Source organism: Gimesia maris (assembly GCF_008298035.1).
Lineage (GTDB): Bacteria > Planctomycetota > Planctomycetia > Planctomycetales > Planctomycetaceae > Gimesia > Gimesia maris.
In genome coordinates this window covers 5614805-5635268 of the sequence record NZ_CP042910.1, presented here as the reverse complement: position 1 = coordinate 5635268, position 20464 = coordinate 5614805, and the positions used below count along the sequence as shown (strand labels likewise).

Here is a 20464-nt window from a genome sequence, read left to right as displayed (position 1 = left end):
TAGTCCCGCAGGCGACCTTCATCTCTGACGGCCGATCAGCGTTGTCTGATTGAATTCCGGGTGCAGGGAAACTACTGATTTCGTGTCGGCAGGCATCGCTTCATCAAGTCTCGTGCCAGCGCCAGTGCACCTTAACGTAAGATTCTTCCCTCGATGGTGTTGCGTTCTGCGTCGCTTTCAGAATTCTCTGAACTCCCGTACTGACTCGCAAAAAAAGCTGTTGAAATTCTCTGAATAATTCAAACATTTCCTCAAGTTTCATCCTGAATGCCTTCAGATTGATGTTGACCTAATCGCCTGCATTTGGAAAATCCCCTCACTAAACCACCCCAACACAGAAGAGTTGTGCCACAGCGTGTTGCCGACTCCCCATTCAGACAGAGCACTTCTGCTCGCAAACTGATTAATCCTATATTCGCAGGTTGAACATTGAAAGCTTCCCTTCTTTGTCTTGCCATTGTTTTCTCCGCCAGCATTAACCTGAATGCGGATGAAATCACTACTATTTATACGCCCGCAGAAGACTTTGAGGCTGTAATTCGCGCTCAAAGTCCGCCACCAACCTATGAAGAAACGGCCCCGTATGGCACAACAATGCCTCAAAATGGCGGGCAGTTTATCGATCCGAATGCGCAGCCCTATGACCCCAATATGGGTGGGGGGAATCTGTATGGAGCACCTCAACAGGGGTACGATCCCTTTTTGACACCGGGTGGTGGTATGGACCCTTATGCAGCACAAGGTATGCCCGGAGGAAGCTATCCAGCCGGTATCAATGGTCCACAGCCTTATCGCTTTGGCTGGTCTTCGAAGTTTGAATTCGGTTTCCTGCCCAAGTCACGAACCTATGTCCAACCAGGGGGAGCACCGGGCGGAAACTTTGCTGTATTCGAAACAGACGTTGATTTGCAATATACGACTCCCACCCGGAATGGCTGGATTTTCACAGCGACTCCCGAGTTTGATTACCGTGGCTGGGATGGTCCCCAGTTCGTTTCGTTACCAGGGGCGGGATACCGTTTCGGCAGTGATCTGCAGATGTCAACACCCGCCAATGGTCTGTGGAGTGTCCAGTTAGGCTTCACGCCTGCTTTGGCTTCCGACTTTGGCAAGAGTTTGAGTTCACATGCCTGGCAGTTTGATGCTCGTGTCGTTCTGTTCTTCCGCCCTTCTGATACCTGGATGTTTGCAGCTGGTGCCGCATACTGGGACCGGGTCGGCGATTATGTCATTCCTTATGCTGGTGTCGTCTGGACTCCCAATGATCTGTGGGAAGTGCGAGCCATGTTCCCCAAGTCGCGCGTCAGCCGCTTCCTGGGTAACGTCGGTGATAAGAGCGTCTGGCTTTACGGTACCTTCGAATATGATATTGAAGCGTTCGAAGTGGAGCGGGCCGGCGTGAATGGCCGCGATCAGGTCGAATTCAAAGATTATGTCATGATGCTCGGTTTGCGGGGTGACAATGGCTGCATGTCAATGTTCATCGAAGCAGGGGGTATTCTGAAACGTGAAGCTGACTTCAGACGTGGTGGCGGATTTGACATCAAAGATGGTTTCATCGCCCGTTTTGGTGTGCAGTTTTAATCAAGACTGTCAAATATTGCTGAGTGACATGTCGACTGACATTGGTCATGATTTGAATTGTGCCGCACACCCATTGAATTGCTGATTAAAGGAAATCCATCGTGAGTCGTCCTGCCGCCGTGATTCTTGCCGCCGGTAAAAGTACCCGGATGAAATCAGAGCTTCCCAAGGTTCTGCATCCGGTTCTGGGCCGTCCGATGATCGAATACGTATTAGATGCCGCCCGAGTTGCGAACTGCGAAACGCTGGTCGTGATCGTCGGGCACAAAGCTGATGAAGTCAAAGCGGCGCTCGCCCAACACAGTGATATCGAATTTGCCCTGCAGTCAGAACAAAAGGGAACCGGGCATGCGGTCATGATGAGTGCCGAAAACCTGGCGGACCACGATGGTCCCGTGCTGGTTCTGGCCGGAGATACTCCTCTGTTAAAAGGCAGTTCACTCTCAAAACTACTCGAACTGCAGCTGGAACACCAGGCGGCCTGTGTCGTCGGAACCGCGGTTACCAAAGCCAATCATGGTCTGGGACGCATTGTTCGCGACGCAGAGGGGCAGTTTCTACGCATTGTGGAACAGAAAGATGCCACTCCCGAAGAAGCAGCAATTGAAGAAATCAATACCGGCTGTTTCGCGTTTGACGGACGGCAGTTATTCAGCGCGTTACAACAGTTGAAGCCCGATAACAGCCAGGCAGAATATTATCTGACGGACTGTGCTGAAATCCTGCTGAAAGCGGGACAGACTGTGAAAGCGTTTCCCGTTTTTGATATTCAGGAAGCGATGGGCGTCAATACACAGGAGCAACTCGCCCAAGTGGCAGAGATTCTGCAACAAGATTCTGCGAGATAATTGTCAGGGATTCCCTTGTCTTTGCCTTCGTCAAAGCCCGTAAACAAAGTTCGCGCGTTGGCATTTGAGCAGTTTCGTACGAAATCGAAAGCTCATGCTTGACTTCTCGCACTCGATAAGCGTGAATAGGGATGTAGGCTGGACAGTCCTGTCCGGCATCGCTCATTTTTTTCTCGCTACTCTATGTATTGCATTATTGCAGGCATCGTTTTAAATGTATGATCATCTGACTCTTCTCAGTGGACGAGCTCATCCCCAGCTGGCCGGAGAAATCGCAGAATATCTGGGAATTCGTCTGGCTTCTGTCGAATTATCGAATTTCCCTGACGGCGAAATCAGTCTGAAGCTCAATCAGAATGTCCGTGGTCGTGACGTGTTTATCGTCCAGCCGACTTCGCCTCCCGTGAATGATAATCTGATGGAACTGTTGATTCTGATGGACGCCTGTCGGCGCGCCAGTGCAGAACGCATTACCGCGGTCATTCCGTATTTTGGATACGCCCGGCAGGATCGTAAAGACTCAGGGCGTGTACCGATTACGTCCAAACTGGTTGCCAATCTGATCAACGAGGCAGGCGCTGATCGTGTGCTGGCGATGGATCTGCATGCCGCACAGATTCAGGGCTTTTTCGATACCCCGGTCGACCATTTGTATGCGGCACCGATACTCGATCGCTACTTCAGATCATTAAACATTCCTGACAAAGACCTCGTCGTCGTCAGTCCGGATGAGGGAAGTATCAAACGTACTCTGCAGCATAACAATAATATTGGCGGCACACTGGCAATTGTTGATAAACGCCGTAAAAATGCGATCGAAACACAACAGGCGAATATTATCGGCGGCCCGATTGAGGGCAAAGTGGCTTTGCTGTTTGATGACATGATTTCAACCGGAGGTTCGATCGTCGGTGCAGTCAATGTGGTGAAAGAACAGGGCGCTAAAGAAATTTATGTAGGAGCCTCACATGCCGTCTTCTGCGGACCTGCCATCAAGCTGCTGAGTGAAGCGCCTATCAAAGAAATCGTGGTCACCAACAGCCTGCCGATCCCCGATCAGGACAAACTTTCCAATTTGAGAACGATCTCGATCGCACCGCTGCTGGGGGAAGCCATTCGCCGCATTCATCGGAACGAATCGGTCAGTCATCTGTTCGATTGATTTTCAGACCGCGCAGAAAATCCTGCAGGATTCGACTCAGAAAAGGACGTGTATGGCTCTGCATGAACAGGACCGCGAAGACCTGATGCGGGAAGCGACGGCACTATTCCCTCGTGCTGAATTTCAGGTGGAACAGGTAAATGAGCGGCTCTTCTGGGGACAAAAGAAAAACGGCCATTTTTCCTTCTACTTCGGCAGTGATCCCGTTTATCAATTTGATCAGAATGCTTTTCTCCGTCGTGCTTTTATCAACGGAACGCTTTACCGTACCCAGGGCAACACACTGGCTCGATTGACACGGGTGCATAATTCCACTGAGTCTGTGCTCCAGAGATACGACCTGACTGAAACAGAACTCGCTACATGTCTGCAGGCAATGACACAGCATTTTCAGGAACTGGAACTCGTCTGGCTCGATCCTCAGAAAATTCAGATGATACAGTCATTAGCAGATTGCTCTGATTTGGAATTACAGCATCACATATACAAACAGATCAGGCTGGTCCTGCAGCACTCAGAACGGCTGGCACCGCGTATTCGTGGAAAACGCTGAAACAGAAAATGGTTGAAAAATGCGGAAACTGATTATTGGTTGTGGCTATGTCGGATTGACTGTCGCCCGAGAATGGGTGAAGCAGGGGGATCAGGTCTCTGCACTGACTCGCTCCAAAGACAACGCACGCAAATTTACGGAGTCCGGCATTCAACCCGTACTGGGAGATATCACTCAGCCGGAATCACTGGAAAGACTGCCGGAAGCGGATACAGTGCTCTACGCCGTCGGCTTTGATCGTACCGCGGACAAGTCCCGGCGGGAGATTTACGTGACGGGGCTGGATTCTGTTTTGAAAGTCCTGAAACAACGTAGTCAAAAAGTGATTTATCTTTCCAGCACGAGCGTATACGGGCAGACTGCCGGGGAATGGGTCGATGAAACTTCAGTCTGTGAACCGGAGCGGGAGAACGGTCAGATCTGTCTGGAAGCCGAACAACTGTTTGAACAGCACGGCTTTCTGTCAACTTCCGTACCGAAATCGAATGCCGCGACAGCCGTCATTCTCAGGCTGGCAGGCATTTATGGACCAGGCAGGTTGTTGGCTCGGATGGAACAGATTAATGCGGGTGAACCTTTAGCTGGAAATCCCGATGCCTGGCTCAATCTGATTCACCTGGCAGATATTGTCCAGGCAATCCTGAGATGCGATACGAACATTCACCTGGATGACCGCTATCTGGTCAGCGACAGTCGCCCGATTACCAGGCAGGAGTATTACCTGACGTTAGCGCGACTTTTGAATGCACCGGAGCCTCGCTTTGATTCCGATGGATCGGGGGAAATCAGCAGAAAATCGACACGTTTCAACAGCACTGAGCGTGCAGCAGGGATGAATAAACGCTGTAGTAATAAAAGGTTACGTGAAGAACTGGGGGTTTCATTGACATTTCCCACCATCGCGGAGGGGCTGCCGGATGCGATCAAAAAAAACTGAGTAAGAACATCCCTGATTGCCGCTCACTTTTGGTTTGATAGTCAACTGTGTATGCTGTGTCTTCACTGTAGGCATGAAACTGTTTTCGGTTCAAGCCGTTACTGAAGCTCTCGGAATCATTGATTACTCTTAACTTATGCCCAAAACTTACGAAGTCACTCCTGTTTCAGGTCCCATTCAGGGCACTGTCAGACCACCCGGCTCTAAAAGCATCACTAATCGCGCATTGATTGTCGCTGCACTGGCACAAGGCACGACTCATCTCACTGGAGTTCTGGACAGCCAGGATACACAGGTGATGATCGAGAGTCTGAACCGCCTGGGGATCAGAGTCGATCATGATCCGGCGACTTGTTCCATCGAAGTGGAAGGCTGCGGAGGAAAGATACCGAGTCGTGAAGCGACGCTCTGGCTGGAAAACAGCGGAACCAGTATTCGCTTTTTAACTGCCTTGTGTGCTGCCGGCGAAGGGGAGTTCGTATTGGATGGCAACGCGCGAATGCGGCAGCGTCCCATTCAGGATCTGGTTAATTCGCTTAATCAGCTGGGAATTGATGTCGCATGTGCCGAGGACACCGGGTGTCCACCAGTTTGTGTGAAGGCGCACGGACTGCCGGGCGGAGATACATCCATCGCAGGTAATGTTTCCAGCCAGTATCTGAGTGCGCTGCTGATGGTGGCTCCCGCTGCCCAAAGCCCGATCACAATCGAAATTCAAGGTGAGATGGTATCAAGACCTTATCTGGATATCACACTGGGAGTCATGGCACAATTTGGTGTGACCATTGATCGGATTCAGGAGTCAGTCTGGAGAATTCAGCCACAGACGTATCAACGCCCCGTTGCCTATGACATCGAACCAGATGCTTCTGCGGCCAGCTATTTCTTCGCCGCTGCCGCGATTACCGGTGGCCGTGTTACCGTTGACGGATTGAACCAGGATGCGCTGCAGGGCGACATCAATTTCATTCGGGTTCTCGAAGATATGGGCTGTGAAATCAAAAGGGAACGCAACAGCATTACCGTTCAGGGAAAACCGCTGCACGGGATTGATGTGGATATGAACGATATCAGTGATACTGCCCAGACGTTGGCAGCAGTAGCGCTGTTTGCCGAAGGATCCACCACAATTCGCAATGTGGGACACATTCGGCACAAAGAAACCGATCGCCTGTATGCAATTGCCACGGAAATCAAACGCATGGGGATCCAGGTGGAAGAAACAGATGATTCGGTCACGATTCATCCCGGCGCGATTCAACCGGCGACGATTGAAACGTACGATGATCATCGCATGGCCATGAGTTTTGCACTCGTCGGCTTGAAGGTTCCCGGGATTGTGATTGCTGATCCGGATTGTACCGTCAAGACCTACCCCCGGTTCTTTTCAGACCTGGAACACTTGTGCGGTCAGACATCGTGAAAAAGAAAAACGTCTGGCAGCAGAATGCCTCAGCCGATGATGCTGATGCAATACCGATCCCACAGTATTTTCGTTCCGCACGACAGCTGGCATTTTTCCTGTTGGAAGAATATCGTCGCACTGATCAGTTCATCTCTGATTCCATGCAGCAGTGGGAACGACGAATCGACCTGTCTTCCGCAGACTGGCGCCTGGCCATGGAGATCAGTATTGGCGTGGTTCGCAGGCAACTGACGCTGGATACGATTATTGAAAGCCAGTTAACGCGGCCTCGCGAAAAAGTGGAAGCTCCGCTCTGGACTCTGCTGCAGATTGGCGCATACCAGCTCGTGATGCTGGACCAGATTCCCGATCATGCAGCTGTTTCTGAAACAGTAGAACTGGCGGGAAAGCTGCAGCGTGTGCGCTGGAAAAAAATGGTGAATGCCATACTGCGATCGATTTCTCGTTTGACAGCAGATGACATCGCGACTGAACCGCAGTCGAATACGATTCCGCTCAGCGCAGACCGCTATCGTAGTTTTTCAATCGGTCTGTTTCCAAATCCAATCGCAGATCCGGCCGGCTACCTGTCGAAAGCCTTCAGTTTCCCGCTACCGGTCATTAGAGACTGGCTGACTCGTTTTAGTGTGCAGCAGACCATGCAGATGGCGCAGTGGTTTAATCAGCGCAATAATCTGTATCTGCGTATAAATGCTTTACAGACTGGCCGCGAACAGCTTCTGGAAGAACTGCAGGCAGAGGGGATTCAAGTCAGTCCCGGAGACGAGCCACAGGCAATCCGACTGGAAGAACCCGTAGCGATGGAAAATCTCGTGGGATTCTCGGCTGGTAAATTTACAATTCAGGATCAGTCGGCCATGGCTGCGGGAAATCTGCTGAATCCTCAACCGGAAGAAACAGTCTGGGATATGTGTGCGGCTCCCGGAACAAAAACGACCCATCTGGCCGAATTGATGTATAACCGTGGAACGCTCATTGCTACAGATGTTTCCTGCGACCGGCTTGAGAAAATTGAACAGAATGCCTCGCGACTGGGACTGACCTGTATTGAGACACATCTGGTGAATCAACCCGATGAAATATGGTCAACAAAGCAGTTCGATGCAATTCTGGTCGATGCACCCTGTTCGAATTCCGGGGTACTCGGAAAACGCCCCGAAGCCCGCTGGAGACTGGATGAAGTCTCATTGAAGGAATTGAATCAGATCCAGCGCGATCTTTTAGAGCAGGCCTTCCAGCATTTGAAATCATCCGGCAGGCTCGTTTATTCAACCTGCTCATTCGATCCACGAGAAAATGAAGACCTCCTGCAGGATGTTTTACGGGATCACCCGGAACGAAAACTGGTCCGGGAAAATCGACATCTACCTGGCAGCCCCTGCGATGGCGGATACCAGGCATTGATTGAGTAATTGCCTGGATGTGTATTTGTGTATATGTTTTTGGCGTCTGGAAGTGCTGAGGTACATCATGACAGCCGGAAAACAGGCGAAACAGGCCTTAATGGTTGCCGTTTCCCTAAACAGATTGTAAGATTCGGGTTTATGAACTTTGGCAATAGCTTGTATGAATAAACTCTATTGTCTGCTTCCATCTGCGCGCCTGCTGCAATAAAGGAAAATAGTGTGAGTGTCGACGAATTAATTGACGTAAAAAGTGTGTTGCAAAGCTCTGAAGGTGTAGGCTACTCGGACATAGAGCGATTGTCACAAATTGTCTGCTCTGACCAGGTTTCAGAGTTGAACAACGAAGTGCAGGCGCTGATCCGAAGTATTTCAGAAGGCCAGGCTTCAGCCGGACTGAGTGCCCGTGCCGGGATCGCCCTGCATCTGCTGGGAAAACACAAAGAAGCAGTCACACAACTGGAAAAAGTGCAAGACAACGCGACGGCCTGTTTTTATCAGGCCGTTTCACTGATTGCTCTGAAGCGATATGCTGAAGCAGACCAGAAGCTGGAAGCGGCTGCCAAACTGGGTTATGACTCCATTGAATGTTCTCTGCGAAGAGCAGAAACTCTGCGTCTGGTTGGGAAACTGGATGATGCTGAATCGGTATTGGGAACGATTTCGAAGGATGCTGCCGGGCGTGCTGAATATTCTTTCCAGATGGGATGCATTCGCTCAGACCGCGGTGACCTTTACGGCGCGATCGAATACTTCGAACGTGCCGTGGATATGGATCCTCGCCATTCACGAGCGATTTTCCGCCTGGCTGGTGAAAACGCTTCTCGTGGAAACGACGAAGATGCAATTCGCCTGTATGAGCAGTCACTCTCCAGTCCGCCGTTCTACCTGGGAGCAATCCTGAATCTGGGACTGTTGTACGAGGATATGGAAAACTATCCTGCTGCAGCTTTCTGTTTCCGCCGCATTCTGGAAGCAGATCCCACAAACGAAATGGCAGCGATGTACCTCAAGGACATCGAAGCTGCTGACAACATGTATTACGATGAAGAGACGGCCCGCAACGAAGCCCGCATGAAGCAGTTGCTGGATCGTCCTGTCACCGACTTCGAACTTTCGGTCCGCAGCCGCAACTGTCTGCATGCGATGGATATTCATACCCTGGGTGATCTGACACGCGTCAGCGAAAATGACCTGCTGGCTGGTAAGAACTTCGGTCAGACATCTCTCGATGAAATCCGCGAAATGCTTTCGTCATTTGGCCTGCATATCGGTCAGAACCTGCATGAGTCTTTGGGAACCGATGGCGGCTACGCTGCTCTGCCTCCCGAACTGGCAGACAACCCTGCCACAGAGAAACCAATTTCCGATCTGGGACTTTCTGTGCGTTCAAGAAAATGCATGTCCCGTCTGGGTATCGGAACTATTGGCGAACTGTTGCGTCGCAGCCCCGATGAGTTACTGGCCAGCCGTAACTTCGGCGTGACCTCACTCAACGAAATTCGGGAAAAACTGACTGAGATGAACCTCAAACTGCGAAACGATTAGTTCTACGCAAGAGGTTCCAGTATCTTCAGGAACAGCGGGTTGTGTCAGCAGGCGAAGACACAAACCGCGTTCTGTGAATTTCAAAGATGCGGAATTTCTCTCTGAGAAACTCTTGCCAGAAGTTGAGAGATACAATACACTTCGTTCGCCGGGCAGCACTGGGGAACCAGTGAACCCGAGTTGGGCTACTGTGTCTGAAAAACAGCATTTACATTACCCGGTAGTGTAATGGTAGCACAACAGATTTTGATTCTGTTAGTCAAGGTTCGAGCCCTTGCCGGGTAATCTTCAATAAAAAAACGCATTCCGATTTGGAATGCGTTTTTTTACGTGTTGACGGAGCTCTCCGCAGGCAGGGTTTACATGCGCTCGCAGGTTCGAATTCCCAGAAGGGACAGGCCGTGGTCGATGACCCGGGCCGTTAAATCACAGAGCAGGAGTCGGCTGGATTTGACTTGTTCCTCTTCGGCTTTCAACACAGGGCACTGGTTGTAAAACGTGCTGAAGAGGTTCGAGAGTTCGAACAGGTAGTTGGTCAGGTAGTTCGGTCGTGCTTCAATCGCGACGCTCTCCAGGGTTTCTGAATAGCGGTTGATCTGTAGCGCCAGTGCCCGTTCTGTCTCATCCTGTAGTTTGAGGGCAGACTGATTCTCCCGCAGCGTTACGCGGTCTATTTCCCCTTTGCGAAAAATGCCGCACACGCGGGCATAGGCATACTGCATGTAGGTTGCGGTATCGCCGCGATTCGCCAGCATTTTATCCCAGTCAAACATGTAGTCGCTGTCTCGGTTGTGTTTCAGGTCGGCGTATTTGATGCCACCCAGGCCGATGATTTCAGCAATCTCCTGGCGTCTTTCTTCACTCAGTTCAGAACCTTCGGGCTTGGCGTCGTCATTTTCTGCGATGATGGCATAAGCCCGTTGGATCGATTCGTCCAGCAGGCTTTCCAGGCCGACATTGTCTCCCGCGCGGGTTTTCAGGGGCTTTCCATCTTTACCCAGGACCGAGCCAAAGCTGACATGCTGCAGTTCCAGGTTCTGGAATCCCCATTCGTTCACGGTGGCAAACAGGAGTTGAAAATGTTCGCTTTGTCGCGAGTCGACAACATAGAGCACACGGTCTGCCTTCAGTTCCTCTGCACGATATTTAATCGTGGCGAGGTCCGTAGTCGCATAGGTAAATGCACCATCCTGTTTCTGAACGATGAAGGGGGCTTTGAAACCATCGATAAAGACGCAGATTGCGCCCTGGCTCTCTTTGGCGAGACCCTTCTGTTTCAGGCTTTCGACGACGTCTGCCAGCATGGGGTGATAATAACTTTCCCCCAGTGCCATATCAAAGTGAATATCGAGTCGATCATAGACGTTCTGGATCGCTTCCAGGCAGGCGGGTAGGAACTGATTCCAGAGTGCAAGATTTTCAGCATCTCCGGCATGCAGATTGGCTGTTTCATCTCGTGCCTGTCGCGCGATATCAGGGAATGCGACGGCTTTGCTGTGCAGATCTTCGTTCTGTTCCAGTTCCGTCAGCTTTTCCTGCATTGATCTGACATCAGATTTTCGTTCTGCGATATCAGACTTCAGCTTCTTCTCTTGCTTCTGGATTTTTTTATCCGTCTGGTCGGCGGAACTTTCGAGCGTTTTCAGTTTCGCTTCCAGTTGCTCAATGTCGTTTTCCCGCTGAGGCAGAGTCTTTTTGGTCGCATGGTAATCTGAGAGTTGGTTCACGAGCCGATACAGTCGCGCCAGTTCGGTAACCGGGGCTTCCTCAAAAGCGGCTTCGTTCAGGAAATGCTTGTACCCGAAAATAATCATACCAAACTGGGTTCCCCAGTCGCCGATATGATTGTCGCCGACCACATCGTGTCCCAGGAATTTCAGGACGCGATAATTGGCATCGCCGATCACGGTACTTCTTAAATGTCCCACATGCATGGGCTTGGCGACATTCGGGGCAGAAAAGTCAACGACCACCTTTTGTGGCGATTCTGCAGGGACAACCCCCAGACGTTCGTCTGCCACCAGATTTTGTGTCTGAGTGTTCAACCATTCCTGCTTGAGTTTGATATTAATAAAGCCGGGGCCCGCGACTTCCAGGGGTTCGCAGAAATCGGACAGATCGACTTTTTCCACGATCTGTGTTGCCAGGTCGCGTGGTTTCAAATCGGGGATTCTGGCTGCCAGGGGCATGGCGAAATTCGCCTGGTAGTCACCAAACTTTGCATCCTGCGATGCTTTCAGCATTTCGATCACCGAAGAGGGATCATCTGTCCATTCAGTCAGGACCGGTTCAAATCGACTTCTGATTTCTGCGAGAATATTCATTATACACGCCCGGGGCAGAGATGCCGGGCTCCTTGGCTACTGGAAAGATACGGACACAGATTCTTCTACGCCCAGAATACCGACTGCGAGCTGAGATTGGTAGAAACAGCGGATCTGTCAGTGGGAATCCGTGCGGAAAGACTGCCAGTCCACTTTTTTGGCGTCAGCCCAGAGGCGTTCGAGGTCATACTGTTCCCGGGCTTCTTCTGTGAAAATATGCAGGACAATGTCCCCATAATCTCCCAGAATCCATTCACTGTCTTTACCCTCAATGTTACGACGGCGCGTGCTCTCGCGTTTCATCAGAACGCGAATTTCCTCTGCAATCGCGTTGCTCTGCCTCTGGTTGGTGGCGGTTGCAATAATGAAGTAGTCAAACAAAGGTGTAATTTTAGCGACATCCAGTACAACGATGTCTTTGCCTTTGAAGTCCTCGCAGGTTTTTGCACACAGGCAGGCACGTTCCAGGCTGGACGCACTTTCAATAGAATCAGATTGTTGAGAAGGTTCGGTGTTGATTTTGTGACCTTTAGACTGTGTCCAGTTTTACTGTAGCATCTCCGTGGCTATTTGGATCGAGTATCATCGATCGGGAGACGCTATGGTTAAATGTGACGCGCTCTAGCCTGTTTCAAATACTTAAAATAACTCAAGTGCGTATTGAATAATAAATCCGGCTATGACAACAGAAACCATACTCATCAGCTTGATCAGGATGTTCAGACTCGGGCCACTGGTGTCCTTAAAGGGGTCACCAACGGTGTCGCCGACTACTGTGGCTTTGTGCGCATCAGTTCCTTTGCCGCCATGAGCGCCTGCTTCAATGTACTTTTTCGCATTATCCCAGGCACCACCGGCATTAGCCATCATAATGGCAACTGCAAACCCGCTCGTCAAGGCACCCACCAGCAGTCCGACGACCCCGGGAACACCCAGGATGACTCCCACGACGACTGGTGAAAGCAGACCCAGCATCGCAGGCAGGATCATTTCCCGTTGCGCCGCTGCCGTACTGATTTCGACACAGGCGGCGTAATCCGGTTCGGCCTTATTCTCCATGATACCTGTAATTTCCCGGAACTGGCGACGGACTTCGTCCACCATCGCGCCTGCAGCCCGCCCCACGGCTTTCATGGTCATGGCACAGAAGACGAAGGCGACCATTACCCCAAAGAAGATCCCGACCAGTACCTTCGGGTTCAGGATGGAAAAATTATAAAACCGGGAGAAGTCGGGCACCGTTGCCGTCTTGACGTCTACGCATTCTCCCCGTTCCAGCAGTTCTGAAATATTCAGATCACGAATGATCGAACCGACTTCTGCGCTCATGATTTTTTCCCGACCTGGAGTAATCTGAGCGACATTCAAAGCAGGGAACAGCAGGAATCCCTGGTTGTTATGTTTCACTTCCAGGCCATCCCTGTCCGGAGTCCGTAAGGCAATACAGTTCGAGCTTAATTTTAGTGCGGAAGCGTTAGTCATATCATCTGAAATGGTTTCCACAATGGCTGAATGTTCGACCCATCGCTCAAAGCCGACGCGAACTTCCTCAACATACGCGGCCAGCAAGGCCAGCGCGGTCAAAGCGGCAGAACCGATGGCAAATCCTTTTCCGGTGGCAGCAGTGGTATTTCCCAGGCTGTCCAGGGCATCGGTTCGCTGTCGGACGTAGGGTTCCTGTCCGCTCATTTCCGCATTGCCACCGGCGTTGTCAGCAATAGGGCCATAAGCATCCGTTGCCAACGTCACACCCAGAGTACTCAACATTCCGACGGCAGCAATCGCGACGCCATAGAGGCCCATCGCAAAGATTTGTGAATTGGCAAAATCGAATCCGGTACAAAGTCCAAACGCCATGATGATCGCCACGCCGATCACGACAATCGGAACCCAGACGCTGTAAAAACCTTCTGCAATCCCCGCAATGATCACCGTTGCCGGTCCAGTGGAGGACTGGTCCGCGATAAAGCGGGTCGGGCGAAATTCATCACTGGTTGAGTATTCGGTCCACTTGCCGATAAGCCAGCCGGAGACCAGTCCGCAGACAATTGCGCCGAATACACCAAACAGCCTGTTACCCACCAGGAGTGGAGAATCCGCGGGTATTCCAGATGACTGAGAAGGAATGACCAGCATGATCCAGACCAAAGCCAGTGCCGCGACAATCACGCCGAATGCACTGGTGTCAATTCCCTTGGCCAGCGCTTTCAGCAGGTTCTTCTGTGAAGCTCCTTCTTCCGTTCGGACCATAAAAATTCCGGTGACGGACAGGAAGATTCCCACGCCAGCCAGGCACATCGGCAACAGCAGACACATCATCTGCATTTTAGGGTAACCATGATAGGCGGCTACACCCAGTGCACCACTGGCAAGGATCGACCCGCAATAAGATTCGTAAAGGTCGGCTCCCATACCTGCGACATCGCCGACGTTATCTCCCACGTTATCGGCGATTGTCGCCGGGTTACGGGGATCGTCTTCGGGAATGCCTGCTTCGACTTTCCCAACCAGGTCGGCACCAACGTCGGCCGCTTTGGTAAAGATACCACCGCCTACGCGAGCAAACAGTGCCTGGCTGCTGGCACCCATTCCGAAGCAGAGCATCGTGACCGTGATTTCTGCCAGAGGCATTTTCACCACCCAGTGCAGGACGCCAAACCAGAGCGTGATATCCAGCAGGCCCAGGCCGACCACCACGAGACCCATTACCGCACCACTGCGAAAAGCGACCTGTAAACCGCTGTTCAATGATTCCTTGGCAGCATGGGCGGTGCGGGCAGAGGCGAGTGTTGCGGTCCGCATTCCGAACCAGCCTGCCAGCGCAGAAAAGAAGCCTCCGGTTAAGAAGGCGAATGGCACCCAGTGCGACTGTGTTTTTAAACCAAAGGCCATGAACGCCAGCAGGGCACAGACGATGGCAAAAAAGACGGTTACAACTTTAAATTGACGATCCAGATACGCACGAGCGCCTTCGCGGACATGCTCGGCTATCTTTCGCATCGTGGGATCGCCTTCACTCTGGTTGACCATCCAGCAGAAAAAGCGAAAGGCTGTGAACAGAGCGAACATGGCACCTGCGATGGCAATGCACCAGCTGATGACGACTGTTGAGTTTTCTGCTTCGATCGCCAGATCCGTGGAAGCTTCTGCTGCCATCAGCGGGGCTGAGCATAAAAGAATGGCGAAACTAGAGGTGATGAGAGTTGAGAAAAATCGTACGGGAGTGAGTCGAGCGCGGGGATTAAACCTCATCCTTAGAGTTAACTCCAATTAATTAGCCGTTGTAAATCTTGATGTAAAACCTCAAAACCTCAATTGATTCCGGGCAACAGTCAGCACGTAACTTGTATGCTCAAAAAATACGAAACGCATCTCATTAAACGAGAGCGTCGCTTGCACAATTCTCATCATTTCGAACTGTCCTGGAGACACTAACGTCAGCCTGAAAACACGCTGGGTAAACTCAAAAAACTCTATCGGGGGAGTGTATCATCTGGGATGAAGATTGCAATAACAGTAACTTAACAAACTTCGTTTAACACAAAACTTGCTAGACTGAGTGCGCAGCGGCGAACGTGGATAGAGCTGGAAATTTCAGGGAGAGTTGAGCGCTGATCGGCTGGTTCGCTGGCTCTTTGAATCAGACGTTTTTGGCAGGAGTCTGATTGAAAACCTGGCTTGTGTCGATGACATACGCAACATCAAAGACCTGTTCGAAATCATAGATGTCAACAAAGTCTTCCAGGCGGTCGTGCTCTGTTTTTCGCATCCGGCCATGTTCAATCATCTCAAACACCATCTTGCCGAAGTCTCTGGTGGATTGAACACCCCATTGTTTGAAAACCGTGAGTGTCATTAAGCCGAATTGTTTTAAGGCGAGTTCTCGCACACCTTCCAGCAGTTCCTGTCCGGAGACATGTGCTTCTTCCTGTTCGTCTTCCTGCGTTGCCTGACGTGAGAAGATTTCCTGAGCCTGCTGGAGTGCTTCAAAAATAAAGTCGTAGGCATTGGGATGAAATTGCAACTTGGGGCGGGAAAGATTTGTGGCAGATGTCATTTTTTCACCCATTACCTGTCTAAAACGTGAATAACAGCGGCGCTGTGATTTTTCTGATTTGTGACGCACGTGATAACAACGGCTGTGTCACTTTTTGAATACTCGATTTAATGGATCTGAAGACGCTACAGTAAAACCGGATACAGTCTAGTGTTTCTAATCAGTCTGGTCGGGTCAAGACTTTCTTATAGTATAACCCGTCAGATATGGGAAATTATCGATCAGGGATTCTGGAAAATCAATCCCGAGTTACTCGATTTCGTTAATAATCAGACTCCCCCTGATACCTGATTTATTTGCCGTTACTGCTTGGCAGGGTTTTCCCCGCGTTTCTTTTTGATCACTTCCAGAATGTCTTTTTTGTGTACGATCGTTCTTTTCATGTCAGGGTAGATGACTTGTACACACTCGGAAAGGATTTCCTGGTTCGTGACTTTCGCTTCTCCCTTGCTGGTAATAATCGTCGAGCCGACAGGAGGCAGTTCCTTCTTATAGCTTTTATAGGTTTCGTATTCATAACGCAGGCAACATTTCAGGCGTCCACATCGCCCTGAGAGCTTATTGGGATCCAGTGACGTTTTCTGCAGTTTTGCCATCTTCATGGAGACGGGAGGCATTTCCGTCAGATGGGTTCCGCAGCAGACCGTTTTCCCGCAATCACCATAATCCGCCAGCAGCTTCGCTTCATCGCGCACTCCAATCTGGCGCATTTCGATTCGTGAACGATATTTTCTTGCCAGCGCTTTCACCAGCTCGCGAAAGTCAACGCGTTTTTCTGCCAGATAGTAGAAGACGACCCGCTCACCACCGAACAGGTGCTCGACGTCAACCAGCTGCATTTGCAGTTTGTGTTCGTTTACCAGTTCCTGGCATCCCAGAAATTCATTGCGTTCTTCATGGCGGTTCTGGTCCCGCTGGCGATAGTCATCATCGGTCACCAGGCGGATAATTCGTCCGGCTACCGAAGCGTCCTTCATAAATGATTTAACGCGTTCTGTTGCAGGCGACAGGACTTCTCCCCATTCATGCCCCCGGTCGCTTTTGATGATTACAGCCGCATTACGTGGTAGTTCGGGCAGACCTTTGCTGGTAAATTCTCCAATGAGTCGGGTGGAACCGTAGCGTACGATATATCCGGAAGCTTCAATATTCATAGATTATGATTTCATCGAGTTGAGATTGGATGCAGCAGCCATTGTGCAGAATAAGTCAGCAACAGCATAGGAATCAGCATGACTGCTCAGATCAGTTTATTATAGCCGGACTCGATCTGGCAATCTCTAATTAAACGCAGGAAAACACATTTATTTGAAAACCGTACACTGTTTCCCGAATCGAGCTTGCAGACGGAGCTTATTTCGTCTGGATTTCCCGCAGATCCTGGCTTAAGCTCTCGATGCATAAAGGCAGCGTTACATTCTGATTGATCTGCTCCTCTGTCTGCAGCATCCGGCTCAACAGATTTCCAATCGTTTCAATCCGGTCTTCCGTTTCACCAGGCAAACCGGCAACAAATGATTCCACATTACCGGCAGTTGGAGCAGCCTGGTAAGCGGCGGCGCACTGTAAAGACTGATGGTAGAAATCGGCACAGAATTTGATGACCCACAATGCTGTTTTTCTCTGTGCGGCTGTATTGCCTCCCACGTCATCGATAGCCTGAATCACGGATTCGGAAAATGCCTGCGGTTGAAACGGATGTCGACTGAGCAGTCTGGTGATATTGCCCCGCAGAGACTGAAGATTTTCATCCAGAAGCTGCCTCGCAATATTCAGGGAACCTGCAGACAGACGCGCGATCTCTATTGCCTGGTCCTCGGACTCTACGAGTTGCTGATCTATTAACAGAGCGGCAACGTCTTCCTGGGTCAACCGGTTGAATCGGATCAGCTGACAGCGGGAACGGATCGTAGGCAGAATGGCATCCAGTTCACTCGCAATCAGAATCATTAAATAGTTCGCAGAGGGTTCTTCCAGTGTCTTCAGCAGTGCATTGGCACTTTCAGCATTCATTTTGTCCGCATCGTCAATGATGGCAATCCGGCGGTCACCCACCATGGGACGCAGCGACATTTCATAACAGACGCCTTCCCGACCTCGATGATCATCATCGCCAATGATCAGGCTGAGAGGCAGAATGTTTTTGTCGGGGGGGCATTCTATCGAAATCAGATCGGGGTGTGTTCCCGCTGCCATCTGTTTGCAGGAGTCGCAGGTCCGACAGCAGCTTAACTCGTCCGCGGGAGTTTGAAGACAAAACAGGCATTGGGCCAGATGTAGTGCGACCCGCTTCTTACCGATACCAGCTGCGCCTGAGAACAGGAGCGCATGAGGCAGGCGGCTGCGTGACAGCGCACGATCCAGCATTTCCAGAATGGGGTGGTGGCCTCGAATGGAGTCGGTTGTCGTGCTCATCCACATCTCTTTTCAGAAATCAGTCTTCCGTGTTCCAGTCCGATTCGGTTTCAGAATCCAGTGGCTCAATCCAGCCCAGGATCATACCCGTTGTGACTTCCATTCCGGGCTGACATTCACAAGAAATAATCGTGCCGGCACAGGGGGCTTCGACGTCAAAGGTAACGCCGGGAATCAGCAGTTCGACCACTCGATCACCGGTGGCGACAGATTCCCCTGCATGTGTCAGCCACAGACTGACTTTGAGCGGCTGAGGAGAACTGTAGACCGGAGGAACAAGGATCGGTGTCGCCATTCAGGAATCTTTTCCCAGGACAGATGCCATCTCGCCGGCATTATAACTGGAACGTACAAAAGGACCGCTGGCGACCAGTTTGAAGCCCATGGCCCGGACCTGGTCTCCGACTTCGTCAAATTCTTCAGGTGGCAGGAAGCGTTCTACAGGCAGATTCTGAGGTGTCGGCTGCAGGTACTGGCCGATGGTAATCATGTCACATCCGACGGCCCGCAGATCCGCGCAGACTTCCAGCACTTCTTCCCGGGTTTCGCCCAGTCCGAGCATGATTCCACTTTTGGTAACAATTGTCGGATCTGTTTCCTTGACCTGAAGCAGCAGGTCCAGTGTTCGTTGATAAACGGCGTTACGTCGCACGCGGTGATAAAGGCGAGGCACCGTTTCCGTATTGTGGTTGAAGACATCCGGGTGAGCTTCTATCACGCGCTGGATAGCTTTGCGATCGCCGCGAAAGTCGGGGGTGAGAACTTCGATGTCAGCGTCCATCCGTGCGCGGATTGCCAGGATGCAGTTGTAAAAATGCTCTGCTCCCCCGTCGGGCAGGTCATCACGGGTGACCGAGGTAATCACAACATGCTCCAGTCCGAGTCGCACTGCCGCTTCTGCCACTCGTTCCGGTTCATCCAACTGCACGGTTTCTGTTTTCCCTTTAGCGATCGAACAGAATCCGCAAGGCCGCGTACAGACATTTCCCAGGATCATCAGTGTCGCGGTCTTGTGTGACCAGCACTCGGTTCGGTTCGGGCACTTGGCGCTTTCGCAGACCGTGACCAGTTTCAAGTCGTCGATCACATTACTGGTGAATGCCATCCCTGGTTCGGGCAAAGGCCGCTTCAGCCATTTGGGAAGTCGCTGTCGGGGTTCCGGGGTGGTGTCTGTCAGAATATTAAGGGTGGACATAAACTTTTTTCTTCACTCTTTGCAGTAAGGGGTGTCGTGTGAATATATGGGTCCGTTGGTAACCAAACTGTTGAACCAGATTCCTGACGATGCTTTCGCGGACTGAACTCATACTGGCTTCCCGCGTGAGTGTCGCAGAAAGTGAGGTCAGACGATGGTCATGCTGATTGGCATCGATCAGCCGCTGTAATTTCATATCGGGTGAGACATTAATATACAAACCATAGTAAGAAATCCAGGATTTGATCGCAGCCCCCAGAAAGGCAAACTGGCCACAACGGCCGAAAATATCTGCGGAATCGGGATGCCGCTCGGCTTCAATTCCCAGTTCCGCAGACATTTGCAACAGGGACTGTACTAAACCGTTCTGAAAGTCATCCATCCCCAGGCCGATCTGTCTTAAAGGGAGCAGGGGATACACGGCTAACTGTCCGGGGGCATGTAATAAGGCCCCTCCCCCCCGGTTCACCCAGCGGACATCCAGTTGGCTGGCCTTGAATTCCTGGCTGGAATCGGCCAGCTGCGCATGACTGCCTTCCCGGCCTACTGTAATGATGGGGGGATGCTCACACACAAACAGAGTCGCCTGATCAGTATCCTGTTGTCTGATTTCCTGCAGAGCCCGTTCCTGAAGCGCGAGAAGCGAGTCGAAGTCGACACAGCCCAGCATATAGACCTTAATTGATGTATGGCGGGGAGTTGTCTGGTTCATATCAGGGTCAGGTAAATTCATGATCCTGTCTACAGGTTCAGGGTAATCAATCTGCTGTTCGATAACGGTCAGCGACACTGTCATTTTCAGGGGTTCACTCGCGGAGTCAATCTTCAGAACGTGGAAATCCTGATTTGTCCGGGATCCGGACAGCAGATCACATTTAGAACTCCCTGATTTCCAGTTTTCCTGTTGAGAGCTGGTATTGAATGAAGAATACAAGGTGTGGGGTGTTGTAAGTGACTTGTATGAATGCGATTAGGTGCTTTCTGGTTTGTGCCGTACGCCGTCCCGGAGAAT

The 20464-nt window shown here is 51.1% G+C and carries 17 protein-coding genes and 1 tRNA gene; 9 read left to right on the top strand and 9 right to left on the bottom strand.

Features of this window, described 5'->3' with window-relative positions:
* Positions 1–429 precede the first annotated feature (429 nt).
* The 9 genes from GmarT_RS20935 (at position 430) to GmarT_RS20895 (ending at position 9746) form a co-directional block, all read left to right on the top strand.
* Positions 430–1584, top strand: coding sequence for a hypothetical protein (locus GmarT_RS20935; RefSeq protein ID WP_149303196.1), 1155 nt, complete (start codon positions 430–432; stop codon positions 1582–1584).
* A gap of 101 nt (positions 1585–1685) precedes the next feature.
* The gene (locus tag GmarT_RS20930; RefSeq protein ID WP_002643953.1) at positions 1686–2432 is read left to right on the top strand and encodes an NTP transferase domain-containing protein; all 747 of its coding nucleotides are present in this window, start codon (positions 1686–1688) and stop codon (positions 2430–2432) included.
* Between the two features lie 214 nt (positions 2433–2646).
* Entirely contained in the window at positions 2647–3594 is a 948-nt protein-coding gene (locus tag GmarT_RS20925; protein ID WP_002643954.1) for a ribose-phosphate diphosphokinase, read from the top strand.
* Between the two features lie 52 nt (positions 3595–3646).
* On the top strand, positions 3647–4147 hold the full coding sequence (locus GmarT_RS20920; protein WP_002643955.1) for a hypothetical protein: 501 nt from the start codon (positions 3647–3649) through the stop codon (positions 4145–4147).
* Positions 4148–4166: 19 nt separating this feature from the next.
* Positions 4167–5084: an SDR family oxidoreductase gene (locus GmarT_RS20915; RefSeq protein WP_002643956.1), complete on the top strand. Its 918-nt coding sequence runs from the start codon at positions 4167–4169 to the stop codon at positions 5082–5084.
* Between the two features lie 136 nt (positions 5085–5220).
* A complete protein-coding gene (aroA, locus tag GmarT_RS20910; protein ID WP_002643957.1) occupies positions 5221–6507 on the top strand; it encodes a 3-phosphoshikimate 1-carboxyvinyltransferase in 1287 nt (428 codons plus the stop codon).
* A complete protein-coding gene (rsmB, locus tag GmarT_RS20905; RefSeq protein ID WP_002643958.1) occupies positions 6489–7922 on the top strand; it encodes a 16S rRNA (cytosine(967)-C(5))-methyltransferase RsmB in 1434 nt (477 codons plus the stop codon). The genes aroA and rsmB overlap by 19 nt, the downstream gene beginning before the upstream one ends.
* Positions 7923–8135: 213 nt before the next feature.
* A complete protein-coding gene (locus GmarT_RS20900; protein WP_149303194.1) occupies positions 8136–9461 on the top strand; it encodes a DNA-directed RNA polymerase subunit alpha C-terminal domain-containing protein in 1326 nt (441 codons plus the stop codon).
* A gap of 214 nt (positions 9462–9675) precedes the next feature.
* A tRNA-Gln gene (locus tag GmarT_RS20895) sits at positions 9676–9746 on the top strand.
* 74 nt (positions 9747–9820) lie between these two features.
* On the opposite strand, the gene argS is transcribed toward GmarT_RS20895, so the two are convergent.
* The 9 genes from argS to GmarT_RS20850 form a co-directional block, all read right to left on the bottom strand.
* Positions 9821–11785, bottom strand: coding sequence for an arginine--tRNA ligase (argS, locus tag GmarT_RS20890; RefSeq protein WP_149303192.1), 1965 nt, complete (start codon positions 11783–11785; stop codon positions 9821–9823).
* Between the two features lie 117 nt (positions 11786–11902).
* Complete coding sequence (rsfS, locus tag GmarT_RS20885; protein WP_052301200.1) at positions 11903–12253, bottom strand: ribosome silencing factor; 351 nt, start codon at positions 12251–12253, stop codon at positions 11903–11905.
* Positions 12254–12424: 171 nt separating this feature from the next.
* The gene (locus tag GmarT_RS20880; RefSeq protein ID WP_002643963.1) at positions 12425–14941 is read right to left on the bottom strand and encodes a sodium-translocating pyrophosphatase; all 2517 of its coding nucleotides are present in this window, start codon (positions 14939–14941) and stop codon (positions 12425–12427) included.
* A gap of 484 nt (positions 14942–15425) precedes the next feature.
* Positions 15426–15842 carry a Minf_1886 family protein gene (locus GmarT_RS20875; protein ID WP_149303190.1) on the bottom strand — a complete coding sequence of 139 codons (417 nt, stop codon included), beginning with the start codon at positions 15840–15842 and terminating at the stop codon, positions 15426–15428.
* A gap of 302 nt (positions 15843–16144) precedes the next feature.
* Positions 16145–16996: a PSP1 domain-containing protein gene (locus tag GmarT_RS20870; protein ID WP_002643965.1), complete on the bottom strand. Its 852-nt coding sequence runs from the start codon at positions 16994–16996 to the stop codon at positions 16145–16147.
* Between the two features lie 199 nt (positions 16997–17195).
* Entirely contained in the window at positions 17196–18257 is a 1062-nt protein-coding gene (gene holB / locus GmarT_RS20865; protein ID WP_002643966.1) for a DNA polymerase III subunit delta', read from the bottom strand.
* Positions 18258–18276: 19 nt separating this feature from the next.
* Positions 18277–18552 carry a lipoyl domain-containing protein gene (locus tag GmarT_RS20860; RefSeq protein WP_002643967.1) on the bottom strand — a complete coding sequence of 92 codons (276 nt, stop codon included), beginning with the start codon at positions 18550–18552 and terminating at the stop codon, positions 18277–18279.
* Positions 18553–19452: a lipoyl synthase gene (gene lipA, locus GmarT_RS20855; protein ID WP_002643968.1), complete on the bottom strand. Its 900-nt coding sequence runs from the start codon at positions 19450–19452 to the stop codon at positions 18553–18555.
* Positions 19439–20242 carry a lipoyl(octanoyl) transferase LipB gene (locus GmarT_RS20850; protein ID WP_149303188.1) on the bottom strand — a complete coding sequence of 268 codons (804 nt, stop codon included), beginning with the start codon at positions 20240–20242 and terminating at the stop codon, positions 19439–19441. The genes lipA and GmarT_RS20850 overlap by 14 nt, the downstream gene beginning before the upstream one ends.
* Positions 20243–20464: the final 222 nt, after the last annotated feature.

Bases quoted from the DNA above. Each gene is read 5' to 3' on its own strand.
- GmarT_RS20925 (WP_002643954.1), top strand. From the start codon at position 2,647: ATGTATGATCATCTGACTCTTCTCAGTGGACGAGCTCATCCCCAGCTG.
- GmarT_RS20920 (WP_002643955.1), top strand. From the start codon at position 3,647: ATGGCTCTGCATGAACAGGACCGCGAAGACCTGATGCGGGAAGCGACG.
- GmarT_RS20915 (WP_002643956.1), top strand. From the start codon at position 4,167: ATGCGGAAACTGATTATTGGTTGTGGCTATGTCGGATTGACTGTCGCC.
- aroA (WP_002643957.1), top strand. From the start codon at position 5,221: ATGCCCAAAACTTACGAAGTCACTCCTGTTTCAGGTCCCATTCAGGGC.
- argS (WP_149303192.1), bottom strand. From the start codon at position 11,785: ATGAATATTCTCGCAGAAATCAGAAGTCGATTTGAACCGGTCCTGACT.
- GmarT_RS20880 (WP_002643963.1), bottom strand. From the start codon at position 14,941: ATGGCAGCAGAAGCTTCCACGGATCTGGCGATCGAAGCAGAAAACTCA.
- GmarT_RS20875 (WP_149303190.1), bottom strand. From the start codon at position 15,842: ATGACATCTGCCACAAATCTTTCCCGCCCCAAGTTGCAATTTCATCCC.
- GmarT_RS20870 (WP_002643965.1), bottom strand. From the start codon at position 16,996: ATGAATATTGAAGCTTCCGGATATATCGTACGCTACGGTTCCACCCGA.
- holB (WP_002643966.1), bottom strand. From the start codon at position 18,257: ATGAGCACGACAACCGACTCCATTCGAGGCCACCACCCCATTCTGGAA.
- GmarT_RS20860 (WP_002643967.1), bottom strand. From the start codon at position 18,552: ATGGCGACACCGATCCTTGTTCCTCCGGTCTACAGTTCTCCTCAGCCG.
- lipA (WP_002643968.1), bottom strand. From the start codon at position 19,452: ATGTCCACCCTTAATATTCTGACAGACACCACCCCGGAACCCCGACAG.